16 protein-coding genes are annotated in these 21,617 nt (G+C 40.4%); 5 read left to right on the top strand and 11 right to left on the bottom strand.

Annotation, left to right across the window (positions count from 1 at the left end; translation table 11 throughout):
* Positions 1–328 precede the first annotated feature (328 nt).
* The 4 genes from MQE36_RS07600 to abc-f form a co-directional block, all read right to left on the bottom strand.
* Positions 329–3,052: a PKD domain-containing protein gene (locus MQE36_RS07600; protein WP_242938565.1), complete on the bottom strand. Its 2,724-nt coding sequence runs from the start codon at positions 3,050–3,052 to the stop codon at positions 329–331.
* Between the two features lie 136 nt (positions 3,053–3,188).
* Complete coding sequence (locus MQE36_RS07595; RefSeq protein WP_242938564.1) at positions 3,189–4,601, bottom strand: DUF4403 family protein; 1,413 nt, start codon at positions 4,599–4,601, stop codon at positions 3,189–3,191.
* Between the two features lie 85 nt (positions 4,602–4,686).
* A complete protein-coding gene (locus tag MQE36_RS07590) occupies positions 4,687–4,869 on the bottom strand; it encodes a CPXCG motif-containing cysteine-rich protein (protein WP_242938563.1) in 183 nt (60 codons plus the stop codon).
* Between the two features lie 17 nt (positions 4,870–4,886).
* Positions 4,887–6,791: a ribosomal protection-like ABC-F family protein gene (gene abc-f / locus MQE36_RS07585; RefSeq protein WP_242938562.1), complete on the bottom strand. Its 1,905-nt coding sequence runs from the start codon at positions 6,789–6,791 to the stop codon at positions 4,887–4,889.
* A 66-nt stretch (positions 6,792–6,857) separates the two neighbouring features.
* Between abc-f and MQE36_RS07580 the strand changes: the two genes are divergently transcribed.
* Positions 6,858–7,259, top strand: coding sequence for a DUF983 domain-containing protein (locus tag MQE36_RS07580; RefSeq protein WP_242938561.1), 402 nt, complete (start codon positions 6,858–6,860; stop codon positions 7,257–7,259).
* A gap of 17 nt (positions 7,260–7,276) precedes the next feature.
* On the opposite strand, the gene MQE36_RS07575 is transcribed toward MQE36_RS07580, so the two are convergent.
* The 7 genes from MQE36_RS07575 to topA form a co-directional block, all read right to left on the bottom strand.
* Positions 7,277–8,332 (bottom strand): NAD(P)/FAD-dependent oxidoreductase, encoded by a 1,056-nt coding sequence (locus MQE36_RS07575; protein WP_242938560.1) that lies wholly within the window; start codon positions 8,330–8,332, stop codon positions 7,277–7,279.
* Between the two features lie 105 nt (positions 8,333–8,437).
* Entirely contained in the window at positions 8,438–9,328 is an 891-nt protein-coding gene (gene porN, locus MQE36_RS07570) for a type IX secretion system ring subunit PorN/GldN (protein WP_242938559.1), read from the bottom strand.
* Positions 9,329–9,422: 94 nt separating this feature from the next.
* A complete protein-coding gene (gene porM / locus MQE36_RS07565; protein WP_242938558.1) occupies positions 9,423–11,015 on the bottom strand; it encodes a type IX secretion system motor protein PorM/GldM in 1,593 nt (530 codons plus the stop codon).
* A 48-nt stretch (positions 11,016–11,063) separates the two neighbouring features.
* The gene (gene porL, locus MQE36_RS07560) at positions 11,064–11,717 is read right to left on the bottom strand and encodes a type IX secretion system motor protein PorL/GldL (protein WP_242938557.1); all 654 of its coding nucleotides are present in this window, start codon (positions 11,715–11,717) and stop codon (positions 11,064–11,066) included.
* Between the two features lie 67 nt (positions 11,718–11,784).
* Positions 11,785–13,140 (bottom strand): T9SS ring complex lipoprotein PorK/GldK, encoded by a 1,356-nt coding sequence (gene porK, locus MQE36_RS07555; protein WP_242938556.1) that lies wholly within the window; start codon positions 13,138–13,140, stop codon positions 11,785–11,787.
* Between the two features lie 153 nt (positions 13,141–13,293).
* Positions 13,294–14,454, bottom strand: a complete 1,161-nt coding sequence (locus MQE36_RS07550; RefSeq protein WP_242938555.1) for a formimidoylglutamase — start codon at positions 14,452–14,454, stop codon at positions 13,294–13,296.
* Positions 14,455–16,947, bottom strand: a complete 2,493-nt coding sequence (gene topA, locus MQE36_RS07545; protein WP_242938554.1) for a type I DNA topoisomerase — start codon at positions 16,945–16,947, stop codon at positions 14,455–14,457.
* Positions 16,948–17,473: 526 nt separating this feature from the next.
* On the opposite strand from topA, the gene miaB reads away from it, so the two are divergent.
* The 4 genes from miaB (at position 17,474) to MQE36_RS07525 (ending at position 21,615) form a co-directional block, all read left to right on the top strand.
* Positions 17,474–18,919 (top strand): tRNA (N6-isopentenyl adenosine(37)-C2)-methylthiotransferase MiaB, encoded by a 1,446-nt coding sequence (gene miaB / locus MQE36_RS07540; protein ID WP_242938553.1) that lies wholly within the window; start codon positions 17,474–17,476, stop codon positions 18,917–18,919.
* Positions 18,920–18,984: 65 nt separating this feature from the next.
* Positions 18,985–20,259, top strand: coding sequence for a sigma-54 interaction domain-containing protein (locus MQE36_RS07535; protein WP_242938552.1), 1,275 nt, complete (start codon positions 18,985–18,987; stop codon positions 20,257–20,259).
* 36 nt (positions 20,260–20,295) lie between these two features.
* Positions 20,296–20,787, top strand: coding sequence for an LPS assembly lipoprotein LptE (gene lptE / locus MQE36_RS07530; protein ID WP_242938551.1), 492 nt, complete (start codon positions 20,296–20,298; stop codon positions 20,785–20,787).
* 3 nt (positions 20,788–20,790) lie between these two features.
* Positions 20,791–21,615: a hypothetical protein gene (locus tag MQE36_RS07525; RefSeq protein ID WP_242938550.1), complete on the top strand. Its 825-nt coding sequence runs from the start codon at positions 20,791–20,793 to the stop codon at positions 21,613–21,615.
* The last annotated feature ends 2 nt before the right edge of the window (positions 21,616–21,617 follow it).

The following is a 21,617-nucleotide window of genomic DNA, read 5'->3' as shown; positions in this document are numbered from 1 at the left end:
AGCTAAACATATAACGGATATTACCTCGTAAACTTCCTCGGAGCAAGCCCCGGAGCTCCAGATAGCTTTACGGGATAAATCCCGACTATCGCGTAAAGAAGGTCTGTTAAAATAAAAAAAAGGGGGCTAAAAAGTCTTTTTGATTTTTGAATATCAGGTTGAGCGCAGTCGGAAGCTACTGATAATCAATTCCGATTCGTTCCCGCCGGCCACGCTACGCACTTTCAATGAAGATATGTTTTCATTTCAGTAATGCTCGAACTGACAACTTTCACCTCTTTTCAGACACCTTCTTTCTTTTATCGTTTGAGTAAGCTTCCTCTTCAGCCTAATCTATCTTACATGAAATAAATCCCTTTAAGGTTTGCGTACTCCTACCCCGCTTGTCTTTAACCGTCAGGATCACATCGTATTTTCCTCCGGAAGCATTCTCATATGACACAACAGGCCTTTCTTCTGTTGAACTTGAAGGAGTTCCTCCCGGAAATTCCCATTGATATTCTGCATCCTGATCTACTACAGAATAGTCAGCAAACCTGACAAATGGATCGTCTTTAGAAACTTCTGTTTTGTCTGTAGTGATGTTTGCCTTAGGAGCCGTTAATTCGAGAAGATCATTCTCCCACAATCCTCTTGATGTACCCACTCGTAACTTTCCTTTCGCGTAATTAATAAACATAAAGCTGGTGTTTGCTGCTTGCATTCCTTTTCCGAATAACTCCCATTGCTTCATGCCTTTTTTTCTGTAATACACTCCCAGTCGGGTTCCCACATACATAATATCATCACTCCCTCTCTGATAGATCATAGAATAAATAGCATAAGGAGGCAATCCCTCGGAATAATCAAACCAATTCACTCCCCCGTCTATCGAACCAATCACTTTTACCTGGTCCTGATTCCCTTTTACGGTAACCCATATATGTTCGGGGTTTTGATCACTGACGGCAAGACGCCATAATGCATAGTCTTTCACCAAACTCCTTGGGGGACTCATCTCCTCCCATGTCTCACCCTCGTCTATAGATTTTATAACCTTGTTAGGTTCTACTACTGCATAAACATAATCTGCATTGGCAAAGCTGGCCTTAACCGAAACAGCATTTTTCTTTTCTGCTGTAAATGAATTTATGGTCTGCCACGATTTCGCATTATCGACCGTTTTCTTTAACAAATAGGTTTTATTTCTATCCCCATAATCGCTACCGTAAATAGTATAGTATTTATGAGGATGAAACTCAAGGTTATCAAGAGTTATATACCCCAACTCTATTCCTAAATCCTGAAACTGATGCCCATTAACTCCCTCAAGTGAGCGTTTCACCCTTTGGTGCCCCCACGGGTGAGTATACATATACTGATCGTCTATCGGATTTACATTTGCCGCCATTGCATCGGCTCCGTTTACACCAATCCAGCCTCCGTACACATCATCATCCCTAAAGCATATCCGGTTATGATTTAAACCAACAGCCATAATATCATTTTTAAACGACTGTCCAAATCCCCATAATTCCTGAATCCCCAAACCATCTGTTTTGTCTTTCACCAAGGTTTTTCCGCCATCAGAAGAATAATAAGCTCCTCCGTCATTACCGTTCCAAATATGATCTCCTACTATGGAAAGCCCGTGGTGATCTCCGTGCACTCCCGTATGCACATTGTTGGTTGGATATTTATCATACTCCCTGCCTTTGATAACTTCACCGCTAAGATCAAAATGCCATGTTTTTCCTCCATCAGTACTTACTTTCAATTTGTTTGCTGCACAAGCCAATACATTTTCATCTGTTTCTGAAACTGTAAACGCAAAATTCCAGGTTAATTGAGCCAGGTGACATGTATCATACAGAAAATCAGTAAGTCCCATTGCATTTTCCAGTGGTTCTTCACGGTCTCCGCAGCATGTCTTTTCGAAACTTTTACCGGCATCCGAAGACTTAAAAAATGAGATCATGTCGTTCTTGCCACCTCCGTTAAAACCAATAGCTATATAAACTACATTATTATTGGCCGGAGTTGTAGCCAAACGTGCTCTATGTGCTTTTGAGCCGTGGTCAACAGGGAAGCCCTTACTTACCAGATTAAAGCTCTTCCCTTTCGTTTCTGATCTTTTAAAGTTGATCCATTTGGTTTTCTCTGATTCTTCCAGGATATAAACCACGGCAGGATCGTCGGGCTTTACCTTCATATCCCATATCTTATTGTCAGTTTGATAATTTTCTACCCATGAATTTCCTCCATCTTCCGACTGATACAGCGTATACACTCCTTTTTCTTCTGCAGTAGCATAAATAATGTCACTACTTATTGAGGGCACATCTATCCACAACAGGCTTCCAAACTTATCGGGGAAAGTCTTTTTTAAACTTGTATAACTCCAGTCATCTCCTGCATTTACAGATTTTACAACACCGATATTTGTTGCAGCGTAGACTACTTTGGGATCTTTACGACTATAAATGATCTCATTCACCCATTCAACTTCCGGAACAGCCCCTGACACCAGCATCCAGTCTTCTCCCGAATTCCTCGTTTTCCATATACCTGCTGTTGCAGCTCCCGCCAGAACAGTTTCCGGCTCGTCCGGTTTTATACGAATGGAGCGCAATACCCCTACACCTGCATTATCCTGCTTTGAATTCCACTTTAGAAACAATTGCCTCCAATCATTTCCGGCTTTAGGCTTTTTTCTGTTTACCTCTCCATTTTCTATCGGTACAATAAAATTTCCGGCAGCATCTATATTCGGATAATATGCCGCCATGTACTTTTTGTATTGCTTTACTTCGGAAGTCTTTATGTAGGGGTTTTTCGAAAAATAGGCTGAAAACTGATCTCTGACCTCAAAAAAACCGGCTCCTTTGTGAGACATTAAATTATACCATAAAGATAATTTGTGTTGCCCTGACCAGTATAGTTTTTTTTGAAGCTCGGCATTTTTTCCTTTTCCGATGGAACTTTCATCATTCACAAAAGACATTAACACTCCATATACTATACAAAGCGAACAAACAAGGACCAGCCTTAAAACTCCTTTTCTTTTTATCATACTTTCAGTATTTAACCTATAAAAAACATTTCGAAAGTATCAATCGACAAAAACAAAACCAAATAAAACATACCAGTTGTTTTAATATGGCTTTAAGAAAATAAAACTGGAGATTCAAGCCGCTTTTAAATCATTGTCATTCTACACCATTTACATCAACAGCTACCTTTCCTTTTACTTCAATAAAAGCGATTAAAGCTTTATTGGTAAGCTGGATCTTCTTAAAGCTGATATCTTCTACCGCCCCATTAACATACACCCCTTTAACAGGTGAATAGTTATCTAGATAGTGTTCAATATTCTTCTTGCCTTCCATCAGGTTCGGTTCTATGGAGTACCTGCATTTTTCCTGAAATTGTAAAAGCATATAATTCCCTGCGAGCCATTGTGCAGATTTTACCAGGGCATTCTTTGTATCTAACACATAATCGAGTTTATCAAAATACACCTCTTTGGTGACTTCATTATACTGTGGATATCCTGTTAAGTAAACAGTCCCGTTCACACTTCCTGTTACATGAAGGGCGATGATCATTTTCTTCTCTCTTTGCCAGATATCGACATTTTGTACCGTCACTTTTTTCTTCCCTTCTCCAAACTCATACCCTTTAAAGTTCTTCGACATAATACGCGACGCATCTTTATATGTAGAAATGGCAGCAATATTAGCCGTTACCGTCTCGGGTATTTTAACAACCGGCTTTAATACAATCTTATTCCTGTCAAATTTTATTTCGGGTTCTTCACCGATTATGGTTTCCATGGCACATTTCATTCCCATTTTAAACGTTATTGCCTGCTCGTGCAATGTTGCATCTGTAGTATACAGTTCTTCCGGAACCACACGAAGCCAGCTTTCATAGGTCTCGCTCATTTCAAACGGACGGCAAATAGTTTCCAGTGCATCTAATATATTGGGTTTGAAATCCAATGATTGCTGTATGGAATGATCTATACTCTCTTCAATTACCGATTTAAAAATAGTTACGGCAGGATTCACCAGGCTGGTAACCGGTATCGCCTGCCCCAACACCTTCATGGTCGGCGCTTCGTTCCACTGTAGCGATTTTAATCTCGTATTGGTCTTGAGCTGCCAGTTTGTAAGCCCCACATCACTTATAAGAGTCACCACGCCATCTAAATGAATGTCTCTGACATCTTCTATCGGAATACCAAACTTATCTGCGCTAAAACGATATTTAACTAATGCCTTAAGAGGCAAAACGGTTTTTAATCTGCCATTTTCATTTGTTATTGATATCGCTTCCTGTTTCCATACTTTCATTTTTAAATCGTCATCTTCAAAATCATCATCCTCATAAACGAGCCCTTCCAGCGAGCTATTGGTTATTCTTTCTATATCTTTCAGATGTATGGTTACCGGAATATTTATAAAAGAATATGAATTCTCATAAATCAGCGGGCTTGCCCGATCGGGTTCCGGTTTCAGGGTCGTTATTTGTGTTGAGGAAGAACAGCCGACTTGTATTGCTGTTACTAATAAAAGGCTGAACACATATGGCAATTCAGAAAGCCATTTTTTTTTCATCGAGAGGTAGTTTAATGTTCTTAAAGATTGGTTTTTAAAGATATAAAATCTCTTTAAATAGTATACAAAGAGCATTGTTATCTGTTTATTGTTCTGTGTTAAGTGCTTCAAAAACAATTATTTTATCATATTGACACGAAACATTTAATCTGACCGGGTTACAACACACCTCGCAATCTTCTATATAAGATTGTTCAGGTATCGATGTATCGACAAGTACAGATACCTGCTCCCAGCAATACGGGCATTGAAAAAAGTGTTCAATCATCCTTTTATCATTTGTGACTAGCCCTCGACCTCCTCCACAATCCTCTCCCATTCGTTCACCAGCTCTTCTAAGCTTTTTTTCATCTTTGAGTATTCTTCAAAAAAAGAAGTATCCTCGGAAAGCTGATCATAGTGCTCTGCTAATTTGATATCTGCCTCCCGGATCTGCTTTTCGAGCTCATCTATCTGGGATTCTACCTTACTGAGTCTATTCTTTAGTGTTTTTAGCTTTTTCTGGTCTTCATATGAAACGGCACCTGTTGAAACTTCCTTCTCTTCTTTTACTTTTTCACGTTTCTCAATCTCTCTGAAATCCTCAACTTTTCTTTGCTCCAGATAGAAGTTTATGTCTCCGAGGTATTCTTTTATTTTTCTATCGCGAAACTCATACACTTTATTTGTTAGTCCCTGAAGAAAATCACGGTCGTGTGAAACGAGGATCAATGTTCCTTCGAAGTTTTGCAGTGCCCCTTTCAGCACATTTTTCGATTTAATATCGAGGTGGTTTGTAGGCTCATCCATCACCAGAACATTAAAAGGATGCAAAAGCATTTTACACAAAGCAAGCCTGTTTCTTTCTCCTCCGGAAAGCACTTTTACTTTTTTATCTACTTCATCCCCTCTAAACAGAAAAGAGCCGAGCATATCTCTTACCTTCACCCGATTCCCGTCTGTTGCAGCATCGAGCATCGTATCTAACACTGTTTTTTCTCCATCAAGGTAATCTGCCTGGTTTTGGGCAAAATATCCCAATTGTACATTATGTCCAAGCTTTAGTGTACCGGTATAATCTGTTTCTCCGACGATCATTTTAGCCAGCGTGGTCTTCCCTTGTCCGTTTTGACCGACAAATGCTGTTTTGCTCCCTCTTTCCACTAACAGGTCTACGTTTTTCAACACTTCTTTTTCTCCATAATTCTTAGAGGCTCCTTCTGCTTCCAGAACTACCTTTCCCGGCTGGACGGACACAGGAAAACGAACATTCATTACTGCATTATCCTCATCATCAACTTCAATACGATCTATACGATCGAGTTTTTTAATTAACGATTGAGCCATTGAAGCTTTACTCGCCTTGGCCCTGAACTTTTCAATCAGTTTTTCAGTTTGCTGGATCTGCTTTTCCTGATTTTTCTGAGCGTTCATCTGCTGCTCTCTCATCTCTGCCCGTAGCTCAAGGTATTTACTATAAGGCTTATTATAATCATATATCTTTCCTAAAGAAATCTCGATAGTTCTGTTGGTTACATTGTCTAAAAACATCTTATCGTGCGATACAATTACTACAGCGCCGCTATATGTATTTAAAAACTGTTCTAACCAGATAATCGATTCTATATCGAGGTGGTTTGTAGGTTCATCCAGCAGCAGCACATCGTTATCCTGAAGTAACAATTTTGCCAGTTCGATACGCATTCGCCAGCCTCCGGAAAAAGAATCTGTAAGTTTATTAAAATCTTCCCGCCTGAAACCAAGTCCCTGAAGTACTTTTTCCGTATTACCCTGATAATTGTATCCCCCCAACACTTCATAACGGTGCGTAACATCGTTCAGATCGACCATCAGTTGGTGATATTCTTCACTTTCATAATCGGTTCTGGTTGCCAGCAGATGATTGATCTTGTCTATCTTTAACTCCAGCCCTTTAATTTCTTCAAAGGCCTGATATGCTTCTTCCAGCACGGTTCTTCCCTTAACAAAATCAATATCCTGTTTTAAAAATCCGATCTGTACTTCTTTGTCGGTCGCAATAACTCCGGTATCGGCTTCATATTCTTTAGACAACAATTTCAGCATGGTAGATTTTCCTGCTCCGTTTTTTCCTATGAGTCCGACCCTGTCTCCGGGATTCAACCTGAATGAGACTTCATCAAACAATACTTCGCCACTGAACGAAACCGATAAATTATGTACGTTTAACATCTATTTGTTACAATTGTTACTAATAATAATATACAGGATGTGTACTTTTGCACAAAACCTTTGCAAATGTTAAAAAAAGGATCCAGACTCTACAGCATTTTAACAGGAAGTTGTCCCAAATGCCATCAGGAAAGCATGTATATCGACAACAATATGTATAATTTGTCTAACATATATAAAATGCACGATACTTGCTCGCATTGCGGCACCCGTTATAAAATTGAACCTTCTTTCTTTTACGGAGCCATGTATGTAAGTTATGGAGTCGGGGTAGCCGTAGCCGTAGCTGCTTTTATTATTACCTATCTGTTTATCGGCACGAGCCTGAAAACCGCCTTTATTAGCATTGTTGCTTCTTTGATCGTTTTTATGCCGGTAATTATGCGCATTTCGAGAAATATCTGGATCAATTTTTTCGTAAAATACGATCCGAATGCTTTAAACAAAAACAAACAGGTTCAAAAATAAAAAGGCATCAGGTAGTATTATGGAGCCGGGTATTTTTTTCTAAACCTCAAAATATCCATATCGTCATCTATAGGTTGCGATAACTCTATTGCTTCGTATAGTTGCCCTGATGCATAAGGCGCAATCATAACTCCTCTTGAGCCCATTCCGTTTAGTACATAGACATTCGGGTACACGGGATGTTTCCCTACCAATGGTCTTCTGTCTGTAACTGTTGGCCTTATTCCTGCCTTCTGGTCGACAACTTCATACGGACATTTGATAAATGTATCCATTTTGGCAAGCAACTCTTCTCTTGCTTCCCTGGTTATCTGATTGGTTTTATCGTGCCTTTCATAGGTAGCCCCAACTCTGTAAAAGTCATTTCCGGTTGGGATCAGAAAAACAGATGATTTTAAAACAAAATCGGTTTTAAGCTCAGGCGCATGGATGGTTAGCAACTGTCCTTTGGTTCCGTTTAACGGGAGGTAATTAAAATAAGGATTGCTTTTGAGTCCAAAACCTTCACAAAAGACAATATTTTTAGCCTTGACATTATTATACATTACATGATCGGCCTCAATAATCAGGTCTTCATAATTAAACCGCTCCTTTTTAAGAAAACCTTCCCTTAAAAGATAAGCTGTATAACTTGTCATCAAGATATCAGTATCTACACGTCCTGTCGACAATACTTCTCCATAGCCAAAAGGAGCATCGATATTATTGTTATCATTTTTAATTAATGTGGTAGACAGAAAATCTTCAAGCAATGGCTTATCGGCAGCATCAAACCAGAGATTTTGCTCTTCAACAGATGCAAATCGTCTGTAAACCGGTATTTTAAAATCGAACTTAACATTCAGTTTTGATTCTAACTGCGGATAGAAGGATTCCACGGACGCTAACTGCTCGTGTGCCCGCCAAACTTTTGTAAACCGTTTAAGAATTACCGGGTTATACAGTGCACCGGCAACCAACGATGACTGTTGAGACGTATCATCATAAACGATAAAAGATTTTTCATGCTTTAAAAGCTGTTCGGCAAATGCGGTTCCGGCCAGTCCCAGGCCAACAATTATATAGTCTACCATAGGCGCAAAGGTAGGTCTTATTTAAATCTTTACAAGGACATTTAAAAGCAAATCGCCCGGCTTTTAAGCCGGGCGATGTATGGTATCTTGAATTGGAAATATTTTTTAATAACTCCACATGTCTTGTTCCCTATCGCGTAATCTTTCTTTTATACGCTGTGCTTCTAAAAGCTGGAACATGGCATTGTCCTGGATATAATCTTCAATCTTTCTGTCTCCGTATACGTTTTCTTCTTTGTATATATAGGCATTGAATCGTCTTGCATTGAGCAATTGGTCGAAAGATATCGGTCTTGCAGAATTAGCTCCGTTAAAGGCTTTTGCCTCGTGAAGTATCTCTCTGGCACTCGGGAACCATACCCAGAATAAAGGAACCAGGTCCTGATGTTCGCTATCTATAAAGTTCACATCCGGGGCTACCGGTGCCAACCCGATAAGCCTGTATTTAAGCTCTCCTTGTCGTTTATCGAAATACCACAATCCTTTGATCCAGTACTCCTGGATATCTGCTGAAGTAATCTTTCTTCTGTTGATATATTCCGGTGAAACCTGTTCTCCGGCGTTTAACTGCTCATAACCTAAATCGGTTGTATCTACTTTTACTAAAGTAGCTTCAAGATCGTTAAAGTTTCTTCTGTCTGTAAAATACGAATCAACATAAATATCAGTAAGTAAGCCATCCTTAATGTTCTTAACCAGTACATCGTATAACGAACGCCTGTCACTGCCAATACCTATCGTATCCACAGGATAATACAAGGGAAAATTAATTCTTTCATCCAGGTCTATACGCTCCCAGGTAGTTTTAGACCATAAGATATCCCTATCGTCTACATACCCGTAAGGTAACGGCGCATCGTTATCAGCTTTAATTTGCTCCATTGTTTTCACCCCGACTTCTTCGGGGAATTTGGCATTAAGCAAGTTTGCCTGAGCAAATGTTGCAGTACTAAAAAGTACTACCGAGATTACACATATTAAACTTTTCCAATTCATAATAACTTGTAATATTTTGTCTTTATTAAAATTAAGCTGTTTTAAACGCTACAACGAAAAAAATACAGTTAAATTTTATTTCAAGATCTATTTATTAGTTCGTTAGCTCAACCACTACAGGTGAAACTTTTTTAAGCTTATAGCTTCTGTTGTTTGTAATAAAAGCTTCTATATCGAAGATCTGAACAACATCGCCTCTTCTGGCTCTTGTCAGTGCAGCTTTTGCACGGCTATCAAGCTTATTCCCTCTAACCTGAACCGTTGGCTGTCCCGGAACTTTAAATTTAAATCCGCTGATAGCCAGGTTAAGATCGAAGTCGAAGTCTTCTAAAATTGCCCCAACACTAGAGATCTCTAAATTGGCTCTTGGCATTTTAATTTCTCCAAACTCTCCCCTGACAGTTCCTGAAGGTCTTGGGATATCTTTAATCCTGAAAGTTTTACGATCTGATACCGGTTCGCCCCCAGGCAATTTACCCGATACAGAAATTGTAACTTCCCTACCTGTACCCGGATTCATGATATATTTTCCGGCACCGCCTATAGGTTTTAACCCAGGTGCATTAGCGCTGATATTACCTACTCCCGGAATTGAAATTGTCATTGGGTTGGCAACACCACGATAAACTACATTCATCTTATCTGCCGAGATAACAGCAGAATTCGGTTTGGGGATCACCGTGAAGGTCTGTTTTACAGGCACTTCAATTTCCTCACCATCCTGAGCAAAGATCAGATTTCCCTCAATGGTATGTTCACCTACATTACCGGTACTCACCGTTAAACGGACACGTCCGTCTTCGATTACATAATCGTCTTCTCCTAATTCTTTACCATCCAGGGTTAACTCGACCCTGTTTGGTTTTGTAGTTGCATCTTTTCTACCTAAAACAATCTGACCGTTAAAATCCTCTCCGGAAAAATAAGCGGATTTAGGTGCTTCTAATAGTGTTGTATAGTTAGTCATGGAAACTTCCTGAGTTAACTGACCTTGCAACATAGCTTTTAAAATCTCATCCTGGGTCGTTCTGATATCCGACTGCAACAATGTGATTTTAGTCATCGAAGCCACTAACGGGAACCCTTCGTAATGGTAGTTCAACCAATCAACCGGTCTTCCGTCTCTATTCGCCACCTGTCCTTTATCGTCACCCGTTGTAAAACGCGCTTCTATTGCATTAACCAAAGCTGTTTTTTGAGCCGGTTTCATCAATGAATCAGGTATTTTATTAATGATCTCTGAGCTGCTTGTCCTAAAATCATTGATCTTATCGATAAATTCCTGTCCGGCAGCCGAATAACGGTCACCCTGAAAGAACTTTTGATCCAGGAAGTTGGACTTATCCATTACTTCGTAGTCTTGCTGGTCTTCCTGAGCCAAACCGGCCAGCATTTCCGTTTTCAGGTTATCTAAATAACCATACAAATCACTTGAGGTCTGATTTATAGTTTGAACATCCCTGAACAAGGCCCCATATTTTAAAGGCTGTTCTGATGCTTTTAGTTCTAAGCTAGCGAATGCATTTGCATTACGCTCTGCTGCCTTACTGTTAAAGTTAGTCAGTTTTTCGTTAAGCAAACCGAATGCAGACAACACCTCTTTACTCATATTCAATGCCAGCATAGCAATGAAGATCAGGTACATGAGGTTAATCATTCGCTGCCTTGGTGATAATTTTCCTGCCATGGTATCTTAATTAGTGTAAATTAAATTTTTAAATGAATTAATAACTAATTAAGCTCTACCATTCATCGCAGTAAGCATATTACCGTAAACTCCATTCAATGAAGTCAGGTTGCTTGTTAAAGACACCATCTGGTCTTTCAGCTTACCTGCATTTTCTGCAACTTCCTCATTGATTGAAGCTTGCCTGTTTGCGCTCTCCAATTGTACTTTATAAAGACTGTTTAATGATTCCATTTGGGCTGCAGCCAAAGAAAGTTCTTCTGCATACTTCTTCGTAGATCCGATAGCGTCTGCAGTGGGTGCAATTCCTTTAGCAGCACCTTCAAAACTACGGATGCTTTCTCCTAAACTATTCATCAATGAAGCATCGAGTTTAGCTTCTTTAAGCATATCATCTAATTTCCTGGACAACAGACCTTCAGCTTCTTTAGCCTCTGCTGCCTCATTCTTTCTCGATTTACCTTCGCCACCTGCCAGCTCCGGATAAACTAAAGTCCAGTCTACATCTGCATCTACAGGCTCGAAAGCTGAAATTGCAAAAATGATAGCTTCGGTAATAAGACCGATGGCTAACAGGACAGTACCGTTCAACGGGCCGATTTCCCAGTGAGCGATTTTAAACAATGCACCTAATATTACGATTGATGCTCCAAGGCCATAGGCCATGTTAAATAATTGCTTGGTTGATTTTGATTGTGCCATAGTAATTAAATTTTAGTTGTAGATAAGTTTATGGTTAATTCAATAATTGTGGGCTAAACGAAATGGATTATTTACTTTGGGTCACATCAGTTCCCATGTAATCCTGCACGGTTCTGAATCCGATATAACTCCTGGCGGTATCCTGATACTCATAATCCCTTGTACTTACCTGAAGGAAGTATGCAACATCTTTCCAAGATCCGCCCCTGATAACTTTTCTTTTATTATTATCATCCAGGGTATTCGGGTTCATTGTCGACACATACTCGTAGGCGTTAGGATCGTAGGAAGAATTCGTCCACTCCGACACATTCCCAGCCATATTGTATAAACCATAATCATTAGGCTCGTATGATTTAGCCTCTACAGTATACAACGCTTCATCCGCAGCATAATCACCGCGAAGTGGTTTAAAGTTCGCCATAAAACAACCTCTGTCATTCATTACATACGGGCCTCCCCACGGGTACTTACCCGATTCGATTCCTCCGCGGGCAGCATACTCCCACTCTTCTTCTGTTGGAAGACGGAACTGGTTGGCCGGTTGCTTTCCTTTACTTCTATTGTAATCGTTCAAATATTTAGATCTCCATGCACAAAAAGCCTTGGCCTGCTTCCACGATACCCCGACTACAGGATAGTCTCCATAAGCATCATGCCAGAAATAATCATTGTGCATAGGCTCATTATATGAATAGCTGAAATCTTTGATCCAAACCGTAGTATCCGGGTAGATCATAATTTCTTCGTGCTTGATATGATCTTTTCTGCTCCCTTTCTTATCGCGGGCAGCCGCCTGAATATCTATCCAGTCATACTGGAATTTCAGCTTCTGGACATCTACGGTCCTGATGCCGTTATATGATTCTTCCTGAGATATATACATCTCATCCATAACCTCCGCATAATACTCATCAGGATATTCATTCACATCCCATTCGAGATCTATGCGCCTATTAAGCCTTCTGCCTTCATAACCTGTCTCTCCCATACCTGTATAATTCTCAAGCATATATTTCTGATACACGGAAAGGTTTGTAGTATCTGCATCCATAAAAGCATACTCTCCGATACCGCCATTTCCGGGAGTTTCCCCCACTAAATCTGCCATAATAGCAAGATTGGTACGTACAATTGAGTCTTTAACCCACTCGACAAACTGACGATATTCGGCATTGGTTATTTCTGTTTCGTCCATGTAGAAAGCCCGAACGGTTACAGTCTTGGCTGGTGCATCTGAAGCGTCTGCAAGATCTTCTTCAGATTTCCCCATAATAAAGGAACCTCCGGGTATCAGAACCATCCCTTTGGGCTTCTCTGGGTACCATTTTTTTCCTTTAACACCCACTAACTGACCACGGTCTCCGGAGCCACAGCTATACATAAACAATGTAACGAGTGCTAATAAAAATAGCTTTTTCATATACATAATTGAGGTTAAATTACAATTTTAAGATTGAGAAGGTAAACCTATCTAAATAATTTTAAAAAAACAATAGTTATGTGAATTTTCTGTTAAACACTATCATCGTTTTTTTGAAACGTAAATCCCGTTCGCCCCTCATCCGAACCTACATCACACCATCATTTTTTTGTAAGCTTTCCACCAGCGTTCCGGCAACTTATTATTACAGGCTTCCAAATAATCATGATGGGTGCAAGGTATTAACGTATGTCTTTTAAATTTATTGCCTAAAAGCTCATTTTCCGAGACTTCAACCCACCATCGGCCTGACAAATTACTTTTGAAAAAGTTAACATCAGCATCTTCCATGGGAACGATATATTTCTCATAATTATCGTCTATGGAACTAAAAGGATAATCCTTCTTCCTGCAATTATACCCTTCTATATAATACCATAGGATTTGCGCCACCAATTGTTCGAACTGGCTATTGTTCAGACACTCATACACCCCGAAAACCGAAACTTTATCGCTAATACCTGCATAACGTGCAATAGCACATATCTCCCTGCCATCAAAACCATTCGGATGCAACTGAGCATCCGACCCCAGGTCTGCAGAACGCACGGAGGTCATATCGAGGCTCACCACGTCGGCATCACGCATCACAGGCTCTACTACTGTTACATCATTAATTACCTCTCCCAACCTGTAAGCATCAAAAAACAACTTACCCATCAAATCAATCTCCTCCTGAGCATTGTAATAGGTCTGATATCCCAGATTTGAAAAATTAAACAGGTTGTTGGGCTGATCGACCACAATTTTACTCAAATAAGACGCAGAAGATATTGATTCATCGGCTGAACCAAAATCAAAACGTCCGTCGACAGCCACCAGGTTTACCATCTGCTCTAACTTATCAAACCCCCTATAGGTAGCATATGTCAGATCCTGGCTCCCCCCCAGTACTATGAGGTTTATTTGCCGTTTCACTAACTCTTCAGTTAATCTTGCCAGGGCAAAATAGGTGTCTTCAACAGACTCTCCCGGCTCTATATTCCCTAAATCAACGATAGAAGAATTCCAATTCCCAAGAAACAGCTTATATAACGACCTCCTGAAATCCGACATTTGCACACGTTCATATTTCCTTACGGAACCGTTTCGGGTTTCATTTACGGCCACCATAGCGATCTGTACTCCTTCCAGGTCTGGAATACCGCCTGCTTCGGTATGAATTTGAATATTCCTGCCTAAAGACTGTTTTGGCAAAAGTTCATTATGAGCTAAAACAACTTGCTCTACGGGCGATAAAAATTCTAGATCCACTTATTTTTTAGATTTGGTTGTTTTTTTAGTGGTTTTCTTTTTCGTTTTTGTTTCCTTTTCAATAATCTCTTTCACCTGTTCCAGGGTAAGCTTGGTTGCATCGACCGTTTTAGGAAGATTGATCTTCTTCTTCCCTTTGGTTATTGTAGAAGTACCCCATCTTCCTTTTTCCAGTTTAATATCTTCTTCCTCCCAATAACTGATCAGTTTTTCAGCATCTTTTTTGATCTTATCTTCAATCAATGCAACGATATCTTCATCTGACAGATTATCGAAATCGTATTTTTTATTTACATTGATAAATTTCCCGTCCCATTTTATAAAAGGTCCAAACCTGCCTTTCCCTTTGGTTACTTCTTTACCTTGATAGCTGGCAATAGGAGCATCGGCCTTTTGTTTTTCTTTTATCAGCTCAATTGCCCTGTCCATGGTAACATCAAACACTTCATCGTCCTTCCCGAGAGACACAAAGGACTTCCCGAACCTCACATACGGACCAAACCTCCCCACATTGACAGCCACCTCTTCACCTTCATACACTCCTAAAACTCTTGGAAGCTCAAAAAGCGACAAGGCTTCTTCCAGCGTCAGGGTCTCAATAGACTGGTCCGGCAACAAACTGGCAAAGCGAGGTTTCTCTTCTTCTTCCGACGTTCCTATCTGTGCCATCGGCCCGAACTTCCCTAAACGAACACTTACCTGACGGCCGCTCTCTGGGTCTTCTCCCAACACACGCTCTCCGGTCTCTCTTTCCGCATGTTCTTCAACGTTCTTCACATTTGGATGAAAATCTTCATAAAAGTCTTTCATCATCTTAGTCCAATCTTCTCCTCCTGATGCAATATTATCAAAATCCTCTTCTACCTTGGCTGTAAAGTTATAATCCAAAATACTTGAGAAATGGTTCACCAAAAAGTCGTTCACTATCATTCCTATATCTGTAGGCACGAGTTTCCCCTTATCAGAACCTACTTTTTCAGCATATACTTCTTCTTTAACACTATCCTGAAGTAACATCAACTGCACATACTTTCGTTCGACACCTTCGACCATACCTCTTTCAACATAACCTCTCGTCTGTATCGTTGAAATAGTAGGCGCATATGTCGACGGACGCCCGATCCCCAGCTCCTCTAACTTCTTCACCAGGGAAGCCTCCGTATATCTGTACGGCGGACGAGTATATCTCTGTGTAGCCGACATATATTTTTTATCAACATATTCCCCAACAGTCAATGCCGGCAACATACCTTCCTGCTCTTCATCTTCGTCGTCTGTCCCTTCCAGATACACCTTTAAGAAACCGTCAAACTTCAGCACTTCTCCACTAGCCAGAAACAGTTCGTCATGCTTATTCGCCTGAATCTTTACATTGGTACGTTCTAATTGAGCTTCACTCATTTGTGATGCTATGGTTCGTTTCCATATCAACTCATACAAACGGGCCATATCGCGCTCTACATCCTTTAAATCATGTACAGCCATATTCGTGGGGCGGATTGCCTCGTGAGCCTCCTGGGCTCCTTTGGCCTTTGTGGCATAGTTTCTTGGTTTGCTGTATTTTTCCCCATAAGAACGGACAATCTCTTCCTTAGCTGCTTTTACCGCTTCAGACGACAAGTTCGTACTATCTGTTCTCATATATGTGATAAGTCCGGCTTCATACAACCGCTGGGCCATTCGCATGGTCTTACTCACAGAAAAATATAATTTTCTCGATGCTTCCTGCTGCAATGTAGAAGTTGTAAAAGGTGCCGCCGGTGATTTTTTTGCAGGCCTGGTGTCCAGATCCGACACGCTGAAATCGGCTGCAATATTTTTTTGTAAAAACTTCCCGGCCGCTTCTTTGCTATTGAAAGTATTCTGGAGTTTCGCCTTAAAAACCTTCCCTTCTTTCGTTACAAACTCCGCAGCAACCCTGTAAGAAGCCTCAGGAACAAAACCTTGAATTTCGCGTTCACGCTCAACAATCAACCTGACAGCCACCGACTGAACACGTCCTGCCGACAAACCTGTTTTTATTTTTTTCCAAAGAATCGGCGATATTTCATACCCCACCAAACGGTCCAATACACGCCTGGCCTGCTGGGCATTCACCAAATTATAATCTATGGTCCGGGGGTTTTCGATCGCCTTCAGAATAGCACTCTTAGTAATAGAGTTAAAAACGATTCTTTTAGTCTTATCCTTGTCCAGTTTTAAAGTTTCGGCCAGGTGCCACGCAATAGCCTCCCCTTCCCGGTCTTCATCACTTGCCAGCCAGACAGTATCAGAAGACTTCGCCATTTCTTTTAACTTTTTAACCAAAGCTTTCTTTTCTTTATCGACTACATACTTCGGTTTAAAATCTTTCTCTACGTCAACTCCCAACTCCCGCGAAGGCAAATCAGCAATATGCCCAAAACTAGAGGTTACTTTAAAATCTTTCCCCAGAAATTTCTCAATCGTCTTAGCCTTTGCAGGCGACTCCACTATCACTAAATTCTTTGCCATGAACAATCTTTATTTAATCTTACAAAAGTATATAAGTTTTTTTATTTCGAACGAAAGGTAACTGTTCTCAGCAAAAAAAGACTGTTTAAACACAGGCTTAATACTATATTAATACAAAAAGTAAAAACTCTTAACCTGACACGACCCGGGCCTGGGTACTCAACACCATTACCAGCTTACAAACCGCAGACCATCAATCACCCGGAATCCACTAAAACAGCAGAAATCTATTCCGATCATTCAGACACCATCACATTTATACAGGCAGGCGACTGCTAAGTTTCAAAACACCCCATACCGGGAAACGTCTGCATTCGTCATTTCACACCCGCCATCTTTTTCACACAAGGCCAAACTCAGCAACAAAAGCGAACACAAATGACTTTGCCGAGCCGTTTAGCTCTTTACAGGGATACACTTTAGTCAAATGTTGCGTTAAAATTGCGCTGACAATTTGTCACAACCACATATAAAACACTATCTTTGCAGCCTGTTTTTATTAATGTTAATTGTCATAGGTATCGGTATGGAGAAGATCATAGATGAAAAGAAACAAGGAGAAAGTCTGGTCATTGAACAGAAAAAAGGAAACGAGCGAAAACTATACATAGAAAGTTATGGTTGCCAGATGAATTTTTCCGACAGCGAGATTGTTGCATCGATCCTGTCAAAAGAAGGGTTCAACACTACGCAAAAACTTGAAGAAGCCGATCTTGTTTTAGTCAACACCTGTTCCATAAGGGACAAAGCCGAACAAACTGTGCGTAAACGTTTAGAGCAATACAATGCAATAAAGAAAATAAACCCTTCTATGAAGGTCGGTGTTTTAGGATGTATGGCCGAACGTTTGAAAAACAAGTTCCTCGAAGAAGAAAAGATCGTAGACATGGTGGTCGGCCCGGATGCCTATAAAGACCTTCCAAACCTTATTAAAGAGGTAGACGAAGGAAGAGATGCCGTAAACGTAATTCTATCCAAAGAAGAAACCTATGGAGATATTGCCCCGGTTCGCCTGAACAGCAACGGGGTTACAGCTTTTGTTTCCATCACCAGGGGTTGTGACAATATGTGTACATTCTGTGTAGTGCCATTCACAAGAGGAAGAGAGCGCAGCAGAGACCCTCAATCTATTATGGAAGAGGTAAACGACCTGAAGGAAAGGGGCTTTAAAGAGGTTACCTTACTCGGTCAAAATGTAGACAGTTATCTATGGTATGGCGGCGGCCTTAAAAAAGACTTTGAAAAGGCGTCCGACATGCAAAAAGCCACCTCGGTTAATTTTGCAAAACTCCTGGCATTAGTTGCCGAAGCACAACCTAAAATGCGCATCAGGTTCTCTACATCGAACCCTCAGGACATGACTCTCGATGTCATTGAATCGATGGCCAAATACCAAAACATCTGTAACTATATTCACCTTCCCGTACAAAGCGGTAGCAACCGCATTTTAGAAGAAATGAACCGTCAGCATACCCGGGAAGAGTATTTCGAACTTATCGACAACATTAAAAAGCTGATTCCTGATTGTGGTATCTCTCAAGACATGATCGCAGGATTCCCTACAGAAACTGAAGAGGACCACCAAGATACCTTATCGTTAATGGAATATGTAAAATACGACTTTGGTTTCATGTTCATGTATTCTGAGAGACCGGGAACTATGGCCGCCAGAAAAATGGAAGACGACGTTCCTGAAGAAACGAAGAAAAAACGGCTAACCGAGATCATCAATCTCCAGCAGAAACACAGCCTCTACAGAACACAGCAGCATATCGGAAAGGTTGAAGAGGTATTAATCGAAGGGAATTCTAAAAAATCCAGCGAACACTGGATGGGAAGAAACACTCAGAATACCGTAGTTGTATTTCCTAAGGAAAATTATAAAGTCGGAGAATTTGTTAATGTAAAAATCACAGATTGCACGTCCACAACCCTTATTGGAGAACCTGTAGGATATTCAGATAACAATTAGTCGCCAATAGTCAGCAAAAAGGCCCGGATTGTTCACACTCCCGCCCTGCTATAAAACACTGTAAAATGGAAAATGTTCAAGCCATAAAACAACGTTTTGGTATCATAGGTAATGACATCAAACTTAATCGCGCTATCGAGAAAGCGATTCAAGTAGCCCCTACCGATATCTCTGTACTGGTAACCGGGGAAAGCGGTGTTGGTAAAGAAGCTATTCCAAAAATAATCCATTCGCTATCGCACAGAAAACACGGTAAGTTCATCGCTGTAAACTGTGGAGCCATCCCGGAAGGAACCATAGACTCAGAGCTTTTCGGACACGAAAAAGGCTCCTTTACCGGCGCTACACAAACCCGCAGCGGTTATTTTGAAGAAGCAAACGGAGGAACCATATTTTTAGACGAGGTCGGAGAACTCCCGCTCACTACTCAGGTAAGACTGTTGCGCGTACTGGAAAACGGAGAGTTCATCAAGGTCGGGTCATCCAAGGTACAAAAGACAGATGTCAGGATCGTTGCCGCTACAAACGTCAATATGTTTGAAGCCATCGAAAAAGAAAAATTCAGAGAAGACCTGTATTACAGACTTAGCACTGTAGAAATACACCTCCCTCCTTTACGGGATCGCAGGGAAGACATTCATTTACTATTCAGGAAATTCGCTGCCGACTTTGCTCAAAAATACAAAATGCCAACCATCAGGCTGGAGGACGACGCCGTATTACTCTTAAACAAATACAGATGGAGCGGTAACATCCGGCAATTGAGAAATATAGCCGAACAAATTTCCGTTTTAGAACAGAACAGAAGCGTTCCTGCCGATACCTTACGTTCATATTTACCGGATTACAAGCCAAATCTTCCGGCTGTGATCAATCAAAATAAATCAGAATCAGACTTTAGCAACGAAAGAGAAATCCTGTACAAGGTTCTTTTCGACATGAAGAGCGACTTAAACGACCTCAAAAAACTCACTTTAGAACTAATGCAGAGCGGAGATTCTGAACAAGTGCAGGAAGACAACAAAAGTCTTATCAATAAAATATACGGCTCAGAACCTGAACCAGAGCAGGCTTTCGACTCCGGTGACGATACAGAAGACGCTTTTGAAGTATTCCCGTTAAACGACACCCCGGCACTTCCTAACCATCACTCCCTTGAAGATAAATATCATTTTGCAGAAGAAATTGAAGAGGAAGAAACGCTGTCGCTACAGGAAAAAGAACTCGAGCTCATAAAAAAAGCCTTAGAGCGAAACAGCGGAAAGCGAAAGGCTGCCGCAAAAGAGCTGGGTATTTCGGAAAGAACGCTCTATCGAAAAATAAAACAATACGATTTGTAACATTTTTTTTGTTCTTTTGAACAGAATTCAACTATAATGAAAAAATATATCGTTCTCATATTAACAATTATCGGTTTTCAGTCGTGTGGCTTTTACTCTTTTACAGGAGTGAATACAACTGCTGAAACCTATCAGGTAAATTTTTTTCAAAACAACGCTCCTATTATTGAACCCGGACTGGACAGAGATTTTACAAATGCATTACAGGACCTTATACTCAATCAAACCAATCTGGATATGGTAAAATCAGGAGGAGACCTGATCTATGAAGGAGAGATTGTAGAATATCGCGTATCGCCCATGAGTGCCACTGCAGAACAAACAGCAGCACAAAACCGATTAACAATAGGCGTCATGCTCCGCTATTACAATACAGACAACCCTGAAAAAGATTTTGAAAGGCGCTTTTCCTTCTTTTATGATTTTCCGGCAACAACACAGGTTCAAACCATAAAAGACCAGGCATACCAGGTTATATTTGAACGTATCACCCAAGACATCGTAAACGCAACACTGGCCGATTGGTAATTAATGAATGTAGCAGATTTCATATACGTTTTACAGCATCCCGAGACACTTTCAGGAGAAGACTTTATTGCCATGGAAAAAATCCTGGATGATTACCCTTATTTTCAGCCAGCCCGGGCACTATTTCTAAAAGGACTGAAGACTCAGGACAGTTTTAAATACAATAATGAATTAAAAAAAACTGCCGCATATACCACCGACCGAAAGATACTCTTTGACTTTATCACCTCCGAAGTTTTTCTGCAAAACAAAATTGCCGATAAAATTTTCAGCCAGGTGATCAGTCAGATAAAAATTACAGCTCACGAAGAGATCAGATTGAGAGACAACGAAACCTTCGGTTTTAAAGAATCTGACGCAGACGCTGTACTCGACCCCGAGCTCTTCAAACCCAAAAGCTCCGATTCAAAAAAAAAACTGAAGATCGGTGAACCACTTGATTTCAGTCAGCATGAAAAACATTCATTCAGCGAATGGCTTAAACTATCATCATACACCCCTATAGAAAGAGACAAAAAACCGGAGAAAGGAAAAATAAAAAAGAACTCTTTACACAACAAACTGGATCTTATCAATAAATTCATAGAAAACAACCCTAAGATCAGTCCGGTTAAAGAAAGTAGCAACCCGGTTAATCTTGCCAAAGAAAATCAGGCGGAGAAAAGCGAACTGATGACAGAAACACTAGCCAGGGTTTATCTCGAACAAAGGAAGTATAAAAAGGCCATTCAAGCATATAAAATTTTAAGTTTGAAATATCCGGAAAAAAGTGGTTTCTTTGCAGACCAAATTAACGCAATAAAAAAATTACAACAACAACATAATTAATT

The organism is Zhouia spongiae (assembly GCF_022760175.1).
Classification (GTDB): domain Bacteria; phylum Bacteroidota; class Bacteroidia; order Flavobacteriales; family Flavobacteriaceae; genus Zhouia; species Zhouia spongiae.
The sequence above is the reverse complement of the archived record's forward strand: the minus strand, read 5'-3'. Positions and strand labels throughout refer to the sequence as shown.